This is a genomic window from Arthrobacter sp. Soil764, from assembly GCF_001428075.1.
GTDB lineage: Bacteria > Actinomycetota > Actinomycetes > Actinomycetales > Micrococcaceae > Arthrobacter.
In genome coordinates this window covers 108,299-122,406 of record NZ_LMSI01000005.1, presented here as the reverse complement: position 1 = coordinate 122,406, position 14,108 = coordinate 108,299, and the positions used below count along the sequence as shown (strand labels likewise).

Annotated in this window: 12 protein-coding genes; 7 read left to right on the top strand and 5 right to left on the bottom strand. The window is 64.9% G+C overall.

Features of this window, described 5'->3' with window-relative positions:
* Positions 1 to 5: 5 nt before the first annotated feature.
* The 6 genes from ASG86_RS05420 to ASG86_RS05395 all read left to right on the top strand — a co-directional run bounded on the left by ASG86_RS05420 (position 6) and on the right by ASG86_RS05395 (position 7,662).
* Positions 6 to 2,567: a rhamnogalacturonan lyase gene (locus ASG86_RS05420; protein ID WP_056331333.1), complete on the top strand. Its 2,562-nt coding sequence runs from the start codon at positions 6 to 8 to the stop codon at positions 2,565 to 2,567.
* 35 nt (positions 2,568 to 2,602) lie between these two features.
* Positions 2,603 to 3,436: an aldo/keto reductase gene (locus ASG86_RS05415; RefSeq protein ID WP_056331331.1), complete on the top strand. Its 834-nt coding sequence runs from the start codon at positions 2,603 to 2,605 to the stop codon at positions 3,434 to 3,436.
* A 132-nt stretch (positions 3,437 to 3,568) separates the two neighbouring features.
* The gene (locus ASG86_RS05410; protein ID WP_056331329.1) at positions 3,569 to 3,835 is read left to right on the top strand and encodes a GlsB/YeaQ/YmgE family stress response membrane protein; all 267 of its coding nucleotides are present in this window, start codon (positions 3,569 to 3,571) and stop codon (positions 3,833 to 3,835) included.
* Between the two features lie 126 nt (positions 3,836 to 3,961).
* Entirely contained in the window at positions 3,962 to 4,411 is a 450-nt protein-coding gene (locus tag ASG86_RS05405; RefSeq protein ID WP_056331327.1) for a hypothetical protein, read from the top strand.
* Between the two features lie 1,287 nt (positions 4,412 to 5,698).
* A partial coding sequence (locus tag ASG86_RS05400; RefSeq protein WP_156386129.1) for an HNH endonuclease signature motif containing protein occupies positions 5,699 to 6,706 on the top strand: 1,008 nt, incomplete at its 5' end.
* A 149-nt stretch (positions 6,707 to 6,855) separates the two neighbouring features.
* Positions 6,856 to 7,662, top strand: coding sequence for a YqjF family protein (locus tag ASG86_RS05395; protein WP_056331323.1), 807 nt, complete (start codon positions 6,856 to 6,858; stop codon positions 7,660 to 7,662).
* 30 nt (positions 7,663 to 7,692) lie between these two features.
* On the opposite strand, the gene ASG86_RS05390 is transcribed toward ASG86_RS05395, so the two are convergent.
* Both ASG86_RS05390 and ASG86_RS05385 read right to left on the bottom strand, forming a co-directional pair.
* Complete coding sequence (locus tag ASG86_RS05390) at positions 7,693 to 8,013, bottom strand: hypothetical protein (RefSeq protein ID WP_056331321.1); 321 nt, start codon at positions 8,011 to 8,013, stop codon at positions 7,693 to 7,695.
* Between the two features lie 46 nt (positions 8,014 to 8,059).
* Positions 8,060 to 10,522 carry a Tex family protein gene (locus ASG86_RS05385; RefSeq protein ID WP_056331320.1) on the bottom strand — a complete coding sequence of 821 codons (2,463 nt, stop codon included), beginning with the start codon at positions 10,520 to 10,522 and terminating at the stop codon, positions 8,060 to 8,062.
* A 129-nt stretch (positions 10,523 to 10,651) separates the two neighbouring features.
* Between ASG86_RS05385 and ASG86_RS05380 the strand changes: the two genes are divergently transcribed.
* A complete protein-coding gene (locus ASG86_RS05380) occupies positions 10,652 to 10,969 on the top strand; it encodes a hypothetical protein (protein WP_056331318.1) in 318 nt (105 codons plus the stop codon).
* A gap of 233 nt (positions 10,970 to 11,202) precedes the next feature.
* Here the strand turns inward: ASG86_RS05380 and ASG86_RS05375 are convergent, their stop codons facing one another.
* The 3 genes from ASG86_RS05375 to ASG86_RS05365 all read right to left on the bottom strand — a co-directional run bounded on the left by ASG86_RS05375 (position 11,203) and on the right by ASG86_RS05365 (position 14,002).
* Positions 11,203 to 12,273, bottom strand: a complete 1,071-nt coding sequence (locus tag ASG86_RS05375) for an alkene reductase (RefSeq protein ID WP_056331317.1) — start codon at positions 12,271 to 12,273, stop codon at positions 11,203 to 11,205.
* Positions 12,274 to 12,401: 128 nt separating this feature from the next.
* Entirely contained in the window at positions 12,402 to 13,298 is an 897-nt protein-coding gene (locus ASG86_RS05370) for a hypothetical protein (protein ID WP_235565105.1), read from the bottom strand.
* Between the two features lie 47 nt (positions 13,299 to 13,345).
* A complete protein-coding gene (locus ASG86_RS05365; protein WP_056331316.1) occupies positions 13,346 to 14,002 on the bottom strand; it encodes a DUF6318 family protein in 657 nt (218 codons plus the stop codon).
* Positions 14,003 to 14,108 lie beyond the last annotated feature (106 nt).

Below are 14,108 nucleotides of genomic sequence, written 5' to 3'. Positions count from 1 at the left end.
CACTGATGAATCCCCGCCTTACCCCCATACGCCTTCTTTCGGTCGGCGCTGCCGGTCTGGCACTGACGGTGGGGTGCCTCGCAGCCCCCGCCTCCGCCGTCGGCCCCTCCCCCAAGCCCGGAAACCCTGGCATCCAGCTGGACCACCTGGACCGGGGGCTGGTGGCCGCCGGAACCTCGGAGGGCGTGTTCCTCAGCTGGCGCCTGCTGGGCAATGAAGCCACCGGGTCCTCCGCCACCGGCCTCACCGGCACCGACTTTACTGTGTACCGCGACGGGCAAAAGCTGGCCACCGTCACCGACAGCACCAACTTCCTGGACCGCAGCGGAACCGCAGCTTCGGCCTATCAGGTGCGCGCCGTCGTCGGGGGCGTTGAAGTGGACCGCAGCGCAGCAGCCACCCCCTGGGGCAGCAACTTCAAGGACATCCCGCTCAAAAAGCCGGCGGACGGCGTAACCCCCGCAGGGCAGGCCTACACCTACTCCGCCAACGACACCTCCGTGGGCGACGTGGACGGCGACGGGCAGTACGAGTTCATCGTCAAATGGGACCCCAACAACTCCAAGGACGTCTCACAGGTGGGCTACACGGGCAACACCTACGTGGACACCTACAAGGCGGACGGCACCCTCCTCAGCCGGATCGACCTGGGCGTCAACATCCGCGCCGGCGCCCACTACACACAGTTGCTGGTCAACGACTTCGACGGCGACGGCCGGGCCGAGATGATGATGAAGACGGCCCCGGGGACCAAGAGCACCAGCTTCAACGCCGACGGCAGCGTGGCGGCCAGCTCCTTCATCTCACTGCTCCAGTCCGACATCGACGCCGGGTACTCCAACACCGACGACTACCGGATGAGCGCCGCCGACTACTACCGGCACATGGTGAAGACCTTCCAGGGCTGGACCGAGCACCCCGAAGTCAAAGCAGGCCACTGGCCGGCCACCCTTGAGGAAGCCTTCGGCATCGCGCCGAAGTACAAGTACCCGCTGTCCCAGGCCGACGCCGAAGCGCTCACCGACTACTTCATGGACGTCTACGCCCCGTCGCGCAGCGCCCGCAACAACCTGCGTGCGTTTGAAGGCTTCATCGTTTCCGGGCCCGAGTACCTGACAGTGTTCGAGGGTGCCACGGGCAAGGAGCTGAAGACGGTGGCCTACGCGCCGGGCCGGACGGACGATGGCTTGATGTGGGGCGACTACGCCATGGCGCGGATCGAACCGGGCAACCGCGTGGACAGATTCCTGGCAGGCGTCGCCTACCTCGACGGCAGGAAGCCGGCGGCCGTCTTTGCCCGCGGCTACTACACCCGCACCACCCTGGCCACCTACACCTGGGACGGGACCAACCTGTCGCCGGTCTGGAACGTGGACTCGGGCTGGACACCAATGACCAATCCGTTCAACGACTCCCCGCACGGCCGCGACGGCACGGACCCCACCTACGGCAAGCTCACCACCCAGGGCTTCCACTCACTGAGCGCCTCGGACGTGGACGGTGACGGAAAGCAGGAGATCGTCTACGGATCGGCAACGCTCGACGACGACGGCGCAGTCCTGTACACGTCGTTCGACACCCTGCCAACCGGCAGCGCCGCGCCCGGCGAAGAGGCGCGCCTGGGACATGGCGATGCCATGCACGTGGCGGACATCGACCCGGCGCGCCCCGGCAAGGAGATCTTCACCGTGCATGAAGGGGCCTCCTATGCCCCGTACGGCTACGCTATGCGGGACGCCGCCACCGGAGAAGTACTGTTCGGCGCCTACTCGGGCAAGGACACCGGCCGCGGCATGATCGGCGACGTGGATCCGGCCGTCCCCGGCATCGAAAACTGGGCCATCGGCATGCAGTCGGCGGACGGCCGCAAGCTCGCCAGCAGCGCCCCCGGAACCAACATGAGCATCAAGTGGGGGGCGGACATGACCACGCAGATCATCAACGGCTCCGGCGACCAGACCCCCAGCATCGATGACTGGAAGCGCGGACGCCTGCTCACGGCGGACGGCACCCGCACCAACAACGGCACCAAGGGCACTCCCAGCCTGGTAGCCGACATCCTGGGTGACTGGCGCGAGGAGATGGTGGTCCGCACGGCTGACAGCTCAGCACTCCGGGTCTACCTGAGCACGGAGGTCACCAACCACAAGCTCTACACCCTGATGCACGATCCGCAGTACCGCGCAGAGGTTGCCCGCCAGAACACGGCCTACAACCAGCCTGCCTACACCGACTTCTACCTTGCCTCCGACATGACCTTCGGCAACGTACCCCTGCGGGCCGCGTGGCTGCCGGGCAGCGTCAAGGCACTGCAGGACATCCTGGCGGACCTAGTGGACTCCGGAGATGTGGCCGGACCGGTGCCGGACCAGCTCGGCGCCAGCATCCAGCAGGCCGCAAAGGCGGTCCAGGACGGCGACCCGGCCAAGGCGGGCCAGGCCATGCAAAGGTTCGTGGACTTCCTTGCCCAGCAGAAGGGGCCGGATACGGTATCAAGTACGGCCCGGGTGGCGCTGGACTACAACGCCGGCAATATCCTCCGGGCTTTCTCGAATCCAAGCCAGTGAGGGCACGGACGGCCGATAAAGGGGAGACTGATGGCATGACACTTGCACCGCTCATCGAACTCAATGACGGCAACAGGATTCCGCAGCTGGGGCTTGGCACCTGGCCGCTGGACGACGAACAGGTGGCTGCCGCCGTCGTCCAGGCCCTGGAAGCCGGGTACCGGCACATCGATACCGCCGTAAAGTACGGCAACGAACGCGGGGTGGGGAACGGCATCCGCGCCAGCGGCGTGGACCGGAGCGAGCTCTTCGTCACCACCAAGCTGGACGGCGAGTTCCAAGGCAACGACCGTGCAGTGGCGGGCCTGGAGGGCTCGCTGAAGCGCCTGGGGCTGGATTACGTGGACCTGCTCCTGATCCACTGGCCGCTCCCGGGACGGGGCCAGTACGTCTCCACCTGGCAGACGTTTGAACGGCTGCAGGCAGAGGGAAAAGTGCGGTCCATTGGGGTGTCCAACTTCAAGCCGGCGCACCTGGAGCGGCTGATGGCGGAGACCAATGTGGTTCCCGCCGTGAACCAGATCCAGCTCAGCCCTGCAATCACCCGAACGGCGGAGCGGGAATTCCATTCCAGGCACGGAATTGTCACGGAATCCTACAGCCCGCTGGGCGGTTCCGGTGCAGGTTTATTAAGTGCTCCCCTCCTTGCCCAGTTGGCGGAAAAACATGGGAAAACACCCGGGCAACTGGTCCTGCGGTGGCACATACAAAACGGATTGGTAACGATTCCCAAGACGGCTTCACCGGAGCGGATGGCGGAGAACCTAGACGTGTTCGATTTCGCCCTGGACCCGCAGGATCTAGCGGAATTATCGGTCCTGGACGAGGGCCCCGGCGCGGGCAACGATTCAGACAAAACGGGACACTGAAACCTGCCTGAACAGGGCTTTTTTCTCAAAACGGGGTTGGCAAAAAGATAGTAAGCATGATTACTATTGGGGCAGAAGGATGAAGTGCCTCCGGAACCTGGAGGCCTCCTTTACTTAGGAAGAGAGCAACAAATGGGATTTATTGCATTTCTGATTCTCGGACTTATTGCTGGTGCGATCGCTAAGGCGATCCTCCCGGGCAGGCAGGGTGGCGGCTGGGTCATCACTCTGATCCTGGGCGTCGTTGGCGCTTTCCTCGGCGGCTGGCTGGGCGGGTTGATCTTCGGCAGTGGACTGCAGGAGTTCTTCTCCATCCAGACGTGGCTGCTGGCGATCGTCGGCTCGCTGATCGTCCTTGCCATCTACGGCATGGTCACCAAGCGAAGCGCCCGCGGATAACTGTACGGGCATGCCAGGAGGCCGGCCTGGGGACACCATCCCCAGGCCGGCCTTCATTTTCTCCGGCAAGGGGCGCCCGCTACGCCGGCCGGAACTGACAACCTTCTCGCAGAGCAGGAGTTCATCGTGAAAAACAAGCTTCTTTTGGGTGTCGGCGTTGCCGTCGGCTATGTCCTTGGCTCGCGTTCAGGCCGTGCGGCCTATGACAAGCTGAAGGCCCGCGCAGCCGGCATCTGGGACAGCAAGCCTGTCCAGGACAAGGTATCCGTAGCTACGGAGGCCATCAAAGAAAAAGCTCCCGAGGTGGCGGACCAGTTGAGTGAAGCCGCACGCCGGGCTGGCACAGTCATTGGCTCCGCGATGCACCGGGACGGCAGCTCCGGCGGAGGCCAGGGATCAGGGACTGCCGGTACTTCCAGTGGCACGCCTGCCACCGGTACCTCCGGCTCTCCTTCAACCGGCACTTCGGTGGCGGGCGACGCCAACAGCGCGGCTGAGGACCACATCCCCGCACACAGCACCCACCCTGAGACCACCAACCTTGGCACCTCCGATGGGACCGGCACCAAGGCCTGATCATTGCTTTCGCCCTGATCATTACGCCGCAGTCCGCGGTTGACATGGAAAGAGGCAGGCTTTGTGCTACAACTGAATCGCTTTGCCGGCCGTCGCGATCCTTGGGGGACGCGGCGGCCGGCAACGTTTAACGAGGCTTGAAACAACGCCCGCCATGGTTTTCCACATAGGGGTTTTGGGGGGTCCTGGTTGTCGGTGGTGGCTGGCAGAGTTGGGTTATGGAGGCCATTGGGGAAGATCTGGGGCAGGCGGACGACGCCGGCAGTTGGCTGCCGCGCCCGGCCCACCTTCAGGCCGTCCCGGGTGGGCAGCCTTCAGAGCAGCCCCAGGAACACTTATCTTTGGTAACGGCTGTTGCACGGGATGGGCTCAGGCAGCTTGGTGCGCAGCTCGCGGCCGCTGCCCTGGCCGCCCCGGAGGTGCTGGCGTCCGCCTCTTATGTCGAGGCCGCCGACTTCGCCGGCGGGGTTGAGGAACTGGTCCGGACCGCTGAATACCTGCAGGTCCTCTCGGCCGGCGCTGTGGACCGGACCCGCACCCAGGCCATCAACGACACCGCCACAGCCAAGACCCGCGCCAGCCGGTCCCGGGGCTGGATCACCGGATGGGACACCGGGTGGGACGCCAACGGTATTGAAACCCTGAACACCGGCCCTGCAGCTGTGAGTGAAACAGACGCCGACTGGCCCGGCTTGCCCTCCCAGCCCGGGGCAGCTGCTGCACCCGGCCAACCGGTGGCGTCCCCGGCCGATGACGGGTGCCGGAACACCGCAGACTTCCTCCGCCTCCGCCTGCGGATCCCCATCCGCGAAGCCCGCCGCCGCCTCACCCTCGCCCGGCAGGTCCTCCCCGGCACCACCCTCACCGGCGAACCACTCCCACCAACCCGCCCACACCTCGCCACCGCCCTCACCCCGGGCACGCAATCGGACGCCAACCCTCAGGCACCGATGGTGTCCTCGCACGCCGCGACCATCATCACCGCCACCCTGGACCGGCTCCAGCACCACACCACCCCGGACACCCTGGACCGGATCGAACACCACCTCACCCACGCCGCCACCACCNGCGACCATCATCACCGCCACCCTGGACCGGCTCCAGCACCACACCACCCCGGACACCCTGGACCGGATCGAACACCACCTCACCCACGCCGCCACCACCRCCGACCCCGACTTCCTCACCCGCCTGGCCCAACGCTGGACCGACACCATCGACGCCGACGGCACCGAACCCACCGAAGAAGCCCTCCGCCACACCCAAGGCGCCTTCATCCGCAAACCNCGCCTGGCCCAACGCTGGACCGACACCATCGACGCCGACGGCACCGAACCCACCGAAGAAGCCCTCCGCCACACCCAAGGCGCCTTCATCCGCAAACCGCGCCACGGCCTGCACCACGTGGAAATCTTCGCCACCACAGACCAATACGAATACCTCCTCACCGTTATGAACACCGCCACCAACCACCGCACCACCACCCCCGACACTTCAAATACCCCCGACACCTCCAACGGGGACACCGGCGCGGCCGCCAGCGGAGGAACCACCTCAGCCCTAGACACCAGCACCGGAAACGGCAGTACCGCAGGCACAGGCATGGGCGCCGGGGACAGCCCCACGGCGAACAACAGAACCGAACACCCCGGCCAGATAGACCTGGACCGGCGCACCCGGGCCCAAAAACAACTCGACGGCATCATCACCGCCGCCAAAACCGCCCTCGCCACCAACACCCTGCCCACCACCGGCGGCAACCGCCCCCAAATCATCGCCACCATCCACTACCAGGACCTCTTCAAGACAGACACAAACGCAGAGACCGGGACAGGGGCCGCCACAGAAACCGGCACCGGGACCTTCGCGTTCACCGGGCCCGTCGCCGCAGCCACCCTCCGCAAAATCGCCTGCGACGCCGACATCATCCCCGCACTCCTGGGCACCCACGGCGAAATCCTCGACCTCGGCCGCAAAACCCGCCTCTTCACCCCCGCTCAACGAACCGCCCTCACCGCCCGCGACCAAGGCTGCGCCTTCCCCAACTGCACCATCCCCGCMCCCTGGTGCGAAGCMCACCACATCACCTACTGGTCACACCACGGACCCACCACCACCRRCAACGGCGTCCTGCTCTGCAGCCACCACCACCACCTCATCCACAAAGAACAATGGACAATCACCACCACCCACGGCACACCCACATTCATACCCCCACCCCACATCGACCCCACCCAAACACCCCAACAAAACCACTACTTCAAACCACCCCCACCACCCCACGGAAMCGGATGAACGATGCAACGCCAGCGGACTTCGAAAGCGCCAGATGTCCCCCGGGCAGGGACAGACGGTCGCGTCGAAGGAGCAGGTGCCGCTCAACCGGCTTTGATGGTGGCAACGCCAGCTAGGCTTGGTGGGCCGAGCGAAGGAGCAGAGGGACCTTGAGCGAACACTTGAGTGCCGCAGCAGCGTGGCCGCGGCCGCCGGAACTTCCCGCGCCGGTGTTCTCCGACCAGCGTTGGCTTGACGCCGTCTTCCTCCACTGGCGCATCCCGGCGGAAGAGGCAGCCGCTTTCATGCCTAAAGGGGTCCAGCCGGACGTTTTCGATGGCAGTTCATGGGTGGGCCTGATCGGTTTTCGCATGGAGCAGGCCGGAATTGGACGCGGCCCCGGCATTCCCTATCTGGGAAGCTTCAATGAGGTCAACGTTCGGCTTTACTCACGGGAACCAAACGGCACCCGCGGCGTGGTGTTCCTGAGCCTGGATGCGGACCGGCTGCCGGTCGTTCTGGCAACGCGGGCGGTGGGAATCCCCTACGTATGGTCGCGCATCCGGCAATGGCCGCCCTTTCCCGGCAGCAGCCGCCGGCGGCATAAGAACGGCGGCGCCGAGGCCGCTTCCATAGTGGACAAATTCCCTGTGGGCTATTCTGTACGCCGGTTCGGTCCCGCAGGTGCACGAAGCGACTTCACGGTGGTTCCCAGGCTTTGCACGGCCGCCAGTGATCCCCTGTCCGTCTTTCTGACTGCCAGATTCGGCATGCACGGCCGCTTCTACGGCAGGAGCGCCTACATACCCAACAGCCACCAGGCGTGGCCCCTCTTCGGAGCGGAGGTCCATCAGCTCAGCGACGGATTGATCAAAGCGGCAGGGATCACCGTTAGCGGTCCGCCGGAGTCAGTCCTCTTTTCGCCGGGAGTACGCACGCGATTCGGGCGGCCACGCCTGATTAGCGGCGCCGCCTGAACCGCCAGAAGCCAGGGTGAACCCCGGGGTTTAGACGTCCTGCCAGCCGCGGCCTTCGCTGAAAGTGCTCACCAGCGTGCCCACGCCCGCCTGCAGGGAGTTCGACGGGTCGAAGTACAGGGACGCTTCCGAGGCGCGGCTGTGGGTAATCAGCTGCTCAGCTTCAAGCTTCGCCTCCGGCACGGTTGCCCCGATAATTCCGGTGCGGGCCGGAAGGTCGGGCGTGTGCACCACGTCTGCGTCCGTCTGGGTCAGCGGCACCGTGGTGCCTGAGTTGATCTCGTCATGCGGGAACTCGAACTCGGTATCACCGGGGGCAGTAGGAACGGTGTATTCCAGGAAGTAGGTCATACTCCACCCTTGCAGAAAATCGGCCGCTGCCAAAGGACCCGGAGGGCTACTTGCCCAGCCCCGCCTTCCTGAGCGCCTCAGCCATTGCAGTGTTGGCCGGCTGGGCTGGAGGAGTGGGGCGGCTACTGCGGCCCGTGCTGGCCGCGGCCTGCTTCCCGGGCTGTTGCCGGTCAGGGCGCCCTCTGCGCTCGTCTTTTCCTCCGCCCGCTCCCCTGCGGTTGTCGTTCCCGCCCAGCTTCCCGGACCCGGGCTGGGCTGAACCGCGCCGTCCGGAACCTGCACCGCCGCCCGCCAGTTCGTCGTCGAGCCTTAGCGTCAGCGAAATCCGCTTCCGCTCCGGGTCAGCCTCCAGGACCTTGACCCGGACCACCTGGCCGGACTTCACCACCTCGCGCGGATCGGACACGAAGTGGTTGGCCAGGGCGGAGACGTGGACCAGGCCGTCCTGGTGGACCCCGACGTCCACGAACGCACCGAATGCCGCAACGTTGGTCACGGTTCCCTCGAGAATCATGCCCGGCACCAGGTCGGCGATCTTTTCGATCCCCTCCGAGAAGGTAGCCGCGGCAAAGGCGGGCCGGGGGTCGCGCCCGGGCTTGTCCAGCTCGGCGAGGATGTCCCTCACCGTCGGCAGACCGAAGGTATCGTCAACAAACTTTTGCGGGTCCAAGGAGGATGCGGGTGCGGAACCGGCGGCCACCAGGATCTTCCGCGCCACGGCGTACGCCTCCGGGTGCACGCTCGACGCGTCCAGTGGCTCTGCTCCCCCGGTGATCCGCAGGAAGCCGGCGCACTGCTCAAACGCCTTTGCGCCGAGCCGCGGTACCTTCTTGAGGTCCGACCGTTTGTTGAAGGGCCCGTGTTCGTTCCGGTAGGCCACGATGTTTTCGCTCAGCAAGGGGCCGACGCCGGCAACCCGGCTGAGCAGCGCGGGCGACGCCGTGTTGACGTCGACGCCGACGGCGTTAACGCAGTCTTCCACCACGGCGTCGAGGCTGCGGTCCAGCTTCGACGCCGTCACGTCGTGCTGGTACTGGCCCACACCGATGGACTTGGGATCAATTTTGACGAGTTCGGCAAGCGGATCCTGCAGTCGCCGGGCAATGGAGACGGCGCCCCGCAGTGAGACGTCCATTCCCGGCAGTTCCGCCGCGGCGAGCGCCGAGGCAGAGTAGACGGATGCGCCGGCCTCGGACACCACAAGTTTCTGCGGCTTCCGGTTGACGCCGGGCAGCAGCTTGATCAGTTCGGCAGCCAGTTTGTCCGTTTCGCGGGACGCCGTGCCGTTGCCGATAGCTATGAGTTCGACGGCGTGCTGCCGCGCCAAACGCACCAGGGTGCCCAGGGCGTCGTCCCACTTCCGCGCCGGGGCATGGGGATAGACCGTGTCAGTGGCCACCACCTTGCCGGTGCCGTCCACGACGGCGACCTTGACCCCGGTCCGCAGCCCGGGATCGAGCCCCAGTGTGGCACGGTTTCCGGCGGGGGCGGCCAGCAGGACGTCGCGGAGGTTGGCGGCGAAGACCCGGACGGCTTCGTCCTCCGCCGCGGAGAACAACCTTGCGCGGAGGTCAGAGGTGAGGCGGGACAGCACGCGGGAGCGCCAGGCCACCTGCACGGTCTGTATCAGCCAGGCGTCGGCGGGTCGACCGCGGTCGGCGACACCGAGGAACCTTGCCACCGCGGACTCGTAGCGCGCGCGGGCGGCGGTAAGGGCGGCGTCGTCTGACGGGTCAGCTTCGGCGAGGTCCAGCTCAAGGACGCCGTCCTTCTCCCCGCGGAACAGCGCAAGGATACGGTGGGACGGCATCCTGTCGGGCGCCTGGGCGAACTCGAAGTAATCCGCGAACTTCTGGCCCTCCGACTCCTTGCCCTTCTTGACGCGGGACACCATCCGGCCTTGGCTCCACAGCCGGTCCCGCAGATTCGCGGCGAGGTCCGGATCCTGCGCCACCCGCTCCACCAGGATGGCCCTGGCACCTGCGAGCGCGGTGACTGCATCATCGATGGAATGCCCGCTGTTGAGGTACTTCGCGGCCTCGCGTTCCGGATCCAGGTCCGGCCGCTTCACGAGAGTGTCGGCGAGCGGCTCCAGGCCTGCTTCCCGTGCAATCTGGGCCTTGGTCCGCCGCTTGGACTTGAACGGCAGATAGATGTCCTCCAGCCGCGACTTGGTGTCCGCTGCGAGGATTGCCTTGCGCAGTTCCGGTGTCAGCTGGCCCTGCGCCTCGATCGCTTCGAGGACTGCACGACGGCGGTCCGCCAGCTCGCGGAGGTAGCGGAGCCTCTCGTCGAGGTCGCGCAGTTGCGTGTCATCCAGTGTCCCGGTGGCCTCCTTGCGGTACCGGGCGATGAATGGAACCGTTGACCCGCCGTCGAGCAATTCAACCGCCGCCTTCACCTGCCAGGCCTTGACGCCCAGCTCGGCAGCGATCTGGGCAAAGAGGGCGTCCGGCTCCAAGGCGTTGGAGCGGGCGGACGCGGGGGAAGGTGCTGGCAGTTGAGTCACCAGAACATCTTGCCTTACCGGCCTGCGGGGCTCCACCGCCACCGTGCTGGCAGAGGTGCTGCCGGGAACAGACAGGTATTCCCCTGGGGCGTGCAAAGTGCTGTAGTGGACTTGCCATCACTGGCACCCATGCTCGAGGAAGAGGCCACCATGCGGGAATTGCTGGTTGTGTTCCAGGACGGGTTCGACGAGGCGAACATCACCGTTACCGTGAACGGGAAGGCAGTGCGGAGGGATTTGGGAATCTCCACGAACCCGCTTCTCGGCATCGCATCAGAGGTCTCCGTAGAACTGCCGGCCAAGGGTGCACAGGTTGGAGTCGAGGTCACCAACCGTGGCCTGAAAGCCATCACCAAGGTCAGCGGCAGGCCCAAAAGCGTGCTGGTGTCCATCGAGGACGGACGCTTGGTGATGAAGGAAGGCACCGGCCGCGAAGCAGTGCTTTAGCCCGATTTCCGCCCGGCAAAAATGGCTCTGGTAAGAGTCCATTCGATGGAGTAGCATCTGATCACCGCCGGCATCCAATGGAGTCCGGCGGGCCACATAAGTCTTCAGCCGGGAGGCCGTCGGATGGCCCCACGGCGCCGCTGCCCGGGACCAGCACCCCAGACAGCCAACGACGGCGGCACCCATGATGGGTGCCGCCGTCGTCGTTTTGTTCAGCGTCGCTGGTCAGCCTCTTAGCCTTGGTACACCGGGTAATCCGTGTAACCGGTGGCGCCCTCTGCGTAGAACGTGGAGGCGTCGGGCTCGTTCAGCGGAAGGCTTTCCTTCCACCGGCGGGCAAGGTCGGGGTTGGCGATTGCGGGGCGACCCACCACAACAGCGTCGGCATGGCCCTCAGCCACCAGGCTCACGGCTTCTTCCCTTGTGGTGACAACGCCGAAGCCCGTGTTGACCAGAAAGGTGCCGCCGAAGCGTGCACGAAGGTCCTGGACGAGTTCACCGGAAGGTTCGTGGTGCAGGATGCTCAGGTATGCCAGGTTGAGCGGCGCAATGCTGTCCACAAGGACCTCGTAAGTGGCCCGAACATCTGCGGCATCCGTCTCGGCAATGCCCTGGACGTTGTGCTCTGGGGAAATGCGCAGGCCCACCCGGTTGGCGCCGAGGGCTGCAACCACGGCATTGATGGTTTCGATGACAAAGCGGGCCCGGTTCTCGGGCGATCCGCCGTAGCTGTCCGTCCGGATGTTGGAGTTAGGCGCCAGGAATTCGTGCAGCAGGTAACCGTTGGCCGAGTGCAGTTCCACGCCGTCGAACCCTGCCTCGATGGCATTCAGGGAGGCGTTGACGATTTCCTGGATGACGATGGGGAGTTCATCCGTGGTGAGTGCATGCGGCACCGGGTAAGGCTGCTTGCCGGCAGGCGTCCGCACGACGCCGTCAATTGCTACGTCGCTGGGACCGACGACGGGAAGGCCACCGATGATGTCTGGGCGCGAAACCCTGCCACCGTGCATGATCTGGGCGAACATGCGGCCGCCTTCGGCGTGGACGGCGTCAGTGACCTTCCTCCACCCGGCAACCTGCTCCTGGGTGACGATCCCGGGCTGTCCGGGGTAAGCCTGGCCGGCGGGTGTGGGGTAGATGCCCTCGCTGACGATGAGTCCAAGGGACGCGCGCTGGCGGTAGTGCTCGACGACGAGCGGGCCCGGGACGCCCTTCTCACCTGCGCGAAGACGGGTGAGGGGTGCCATCACCAGCCGGTTGGGAAGTTCCAGTTCGCCGAGGGTGAGTGGGGAAAACAGCATGCGCAGTTCCTTTCGAGAGCTGAAGAAGTACTGCCTATGCCAACTGTGGGGCGCGTGCAACTATTCCGGACTTTGTCTGGTGCGACGCAGATCACAGAACGCTGTCCTTTTACTCGCGTCCTCCCCGCTTAGCGCGATGCTCCGGCACCCGGACAGCCCTGCCCCTGGGGATTGGCGTTGCAGTCGTCTGCGTAGTTGCGGGTGAGCGAGCGCCATACGCTGATGCCTTGCGGCGGGGCGTTGAACTGGCCCTGGCCGGGGATCGGAAGGGGCGGGCCGGAGTTGACCGAATAGGTGCCTTGGAATGACGTTGTCAGCACTACCTGGAAGTCTCCGGTGGATGCGTAGGCGTGGCTGGTCCGGGTCTTCTCGCCCCACCGGCCCTGGGGCAAAGCGCCGCCCATCGACGGTTGCGGGCCGAAGACTGTGCCGTCGCCGTAGTTCCAGGTGTATTGGACGGGGGTTGCCACCACGTGGACCTGTTGGCCGAACATGGTGATGTCGAACTGCTGTTCAACCGCTTCCGCGTAAAAGTTGGTCTCGGCGCCTCGAAGGGTATTGGGGCTGGGCTGCGCAGTGACCTTCCCGGCACTGACCGGCAGGTTCTGGAACTGCCGCTGGATATCGGCGGCGATCCGGGGCAGGAGATCCTCGGGCTTCGGATCGTAAAAACATGTGGGACCGGAGTGGTACGTCCAAACCGCACCTGGTACCCCTCTTGGCCGCGACAGCCACATGACCGGAATGCCCTTGGCGCCGTCTTCCCGGTCCTTGCAGTCGAGCTGGCGGGCAAGGCAAGGAGTATCGAAGTCCCCTCCGCCAAGGTGGCATTGCAGCTCGTACTTGTACTCATTGGGATCGGAGCTTACGGTTCCGGGTTCGGCACGACTAAATTCGCCAGTATTTGGATTGGGCACCCAATTATCGGCACCGACGTGGACTCCGGTATCGATGAAGCCACCACCGATCCGTGGCTTCCCCTCCGATTCGGCATGGACATCCAGGGGCGATGTCGTCAAAAGCACCGCGCAACAGGCGAGAATTGCGAGCGCCTTGCCTAAGTAAGCCATGGCTACCGAATCAGCCCTAGATCGTCAACCACCCATCCTGCTTCGGAAAACTTCACCATCGCGACGCTGCCCGCATTTGTTGCAGGCGTCTTGTCTTGATACGGACTTCCGTCCTGGTTGCGAATGACCAATTCTTTCTGCAGCACTTGAAGAATCACCTGCATAGAGCCGCTAGTGGAAGGCTTTGCCGTCGCAACCGGGATGTCGATTTGGCCGCCAGAGATCCACTTGCCTTCTGCCCAAGCAGCTTCGATATCGTCAACGAGTCCTTGACAGAAAATACATTCAGCCTTGGAAAGCTTCGATAAAGCAACAGTGTCACCCGTCTCATATGCGTAGCTCAAAACGGAGAACCAATACTTCGTAAAAGCTTCTGCACCTTCCTTCGTCTCCGTCTTGGCCACATCGGGCAGCACGGGAACGGGCACGTTTTGGGCCGGGCCCGACGCGTCGGCGGGTTTGTAGACGGCGCTGGGGGTCGGCGTCGGAGTGGGCGTGGCGCTGGGCGAAGTGGACGCCGCTGCCGTGGGAGATGACGTCCCAGGATCCGCAGGTGCTCCACCGGAGCATCCGGCCAGCAAAAGTGAGGCAGCAACAACAATGGCTATGGCGCCAAACCGCATGCCATCCCCGGCCGTACGACTGTTATGCGATGTCATGGGCCGCTATTCCCCCAGTAGTTTTAGACGGCTTGCTCTGGACAGTGCCTTAAGGGTAGCCCACATCACATTTCAGCGATAAGAGTTATCCACAGGCTTTCACCCT